General features: G+C 54.9%; 4 protein-coding genes. All 4 read left to right on the top strand.

All coding sequences use genetic code 11. The features are described from left to right. A partial coding sequence (locus VMW13_09040) for a response regulator transcription factor (protein HUV44960.1) occupies positions 1-329 on the top strand: 329 nt, incomplete at its 5' end. A 111-nt stretch (positions 330-440) separates the two neighbouring features. Continuing rightward, complete coding sequence (locus VMW13_09035) at positions 441-848, top strand: transposase (protein ID HUV44959.1); 408 nt, start codon at positions 441-443, stop codon at positions 846-848. A 5-nt stretch (positions 849-853) separates the two neighbouring features. Further along, a complete protein-coding gene (locus VMW13_09030) occupies positions 854-1,207 on the top strand; it encodes a helix-turn-helix domain-containing protein (protein HUV44958.1) in 354 nt (117 codons plus the stop codon). Further along, positions 1,173-1,823 carry a DDE-type integrase/transposase/recombinase gene (locus VMW13_09025; protein HUV44957.1) on the top strand — a complete coding sequence of 217 codons (651 nt, stop codon included), beginning with the start codon at positions 1,173-1,175 and terminating at the stop codon, positions 1,821-1,823. The genes VMW13_09030 and VMW13_09025 overlap by 35 nt, the downstream gene beginning before the upstream one ends. The last annotated feature ends 254 nt before the right edge of the window (positions 1,824-2,077 follow it).

Genomic DNA, 2,077 nt, shown 5'->3' with positions numbered 1-2,077 from the left:
TCAACAGCGGGGGCATACTCATCAAGACCAACCTGTTGCACGAGGCTAAGTTTAGCTTGGCCGATATGACTGGTGACCAGTCTAAGAGGAAACGTATAGATACCGCGGGACTGAACAGCCTGACGGCTCGCGAGCATGAAGTACTTGAATTGATAGTGCGCGGGCAGAGCAACAGAGAGATCGGACGTGCACTTTGCATCAGTGAGAATACTGCCAAGAAACATGTGCAGACTATCCTGTCAAAGCTTGATGTCTCAGATAGGACCGAGGCGGCAGTGAAAGCCGTACGTGTTGGCCTTGTCTCGCCTTTCTCAAACGGAGAGGTGTAGACCGTCAGCGATAATGGGACACAGATAGGGCCACTATAACCGTACACTCCAGGTGGGTGGCACAAGCTCCTGAGAGGTAGTAGACTAACCTCAATGAGGAAGGAGTTAAACGTGTCCCAGAACATTGCAGATAAAACTGATGCTGCTGAGGTAAGGACTAAGGAAACCAGGGGCTTCATGCAGCAGGTTAGAGTGGTAGCCAGGCGCAGGTACACCCCGGAGGAGAAGGTCCGTATAGTGCTGGAGGGGTTCCGGCGGGAGGTGGCAGTAAGGGATCTCTGTCGACGGGAAGGGATCAAGCCAGGGGCTTTTTACGCCTGGACCAAGGACTTCATGGAGGCAGGGAAGGAACGGCTAACCCGGGATACCTTAAGGGATGCCACTCGTCAAGAGATTGAGCAGATAAAGCGGGAGAACGCCGATCTCAAGCACCTGGTAGCTGACCTGTCCCTTGACGGATACCGTCTTAAAAAAACGGCTATTCCTCCGCTGGAGGAGCACAATGGCGCCGGCACATGAGTGCTGTGGAAAAGACCGCGGTGCTGTACCAGATGGAGGCCCTATCCGGGCGCAAGCGGCAGGCACTGGTGGAAATGGGGATACCCAGGAGCACATACTACCGATGGCGGCAGGAGCAGCGAGGCGATGGCTCGGAGCCCCACTCAGGAGACAGGGGAAGGTCCTGGAACCGGATAATCCCTGAGGAAGAAGAGAAGATACTAACAACAGCTCGGGATTTCCCTGAACTCAGCAGCCGGCAACTGGCAACCTGGATAACGGACAACGCGGGCTTTGCGGTATCCGAGTCCACGGTGTACCGCATCCTGCGTAAGGAGGGGCTGGTTGAAACGACTGGAGGTGCAGCTCGTAGCGGGTAAGGAGTATCACGCCAAGACCACACGACCCCACCAGATGTGGGCTACCGACGCTTCCTACTTTCGGGTAGTGGGCTGGGGCTACTACTACCTGGTGACCGTGATGGACGACTACTCCCGTTTCATCCTAGCCTGGAAGCTGCAAAGAGATATGTCGGCGAACTCCCTCATCGAGGTAATCCAGGAAGCTGTCGACGCCACCGGGATGACCGAGGTGCCTGTCGAGGACCGTACCAGACTGCTCTCGGACAACGGAGCGGGTTATGTCTGTAGGGCATTCCGGGACTATCTGCACCTCGTTGGCATCCGGCATATCCTGGCGGCGCCCTTCCATCCCCAGACTAACGGGAAGCTGGAGCGCTACCACCAGAGCATCAAGCGGGAAGTGAACCAGGTCCCTTATGAACTCCCTGGCCAACTTGAGAGGGCCATCGCCGACTTCGTTGAATACTACAACTTCCACCGGTACCACAAAGCATTGGGCAATGTGACACCAACTGATGTCCTCCAGGGCAGGAGAGAGCAGATACTACAACGCCGAAAGGAGGTGCAAATACAAACGAGCAATCGTCGAAGAGACTACAACCGGGGCCTTAGGGAGCTTGCTAACGCCGCCTGATTATGCCAAAGTGTTCGGTTCAAAAAGTGTCCCATTTCGCTGATTGACAACACTCTTTGGCATCCCACTGGGACGACTTGCCGACAGGATTGGGCGGAAAAAGGTGCTTTATTTGATCATACCCCTCATCTGGGCTTCCAGCTTGATAATTATCTGGGCACCAAGCCCGGCATTTCTAATAGCTGGTGGCATCTTACAGGGTTTCGTCTTTGTAAGCGCAGTTATTACCGGAGCGATGACTGTTGAGCTGGTTC

It is taken from the genome of Dehalococcoidales bacterium (assembly GCA_035529395.1).
Lineage (GTDB): Bacteria > Chloroflexota > Dehalococcoidia > Dehalococcoidales > Fen-1064 > DUES01.
This window is presented reverse-complemented; position numbering and strand designations above follow the sequence as displayed.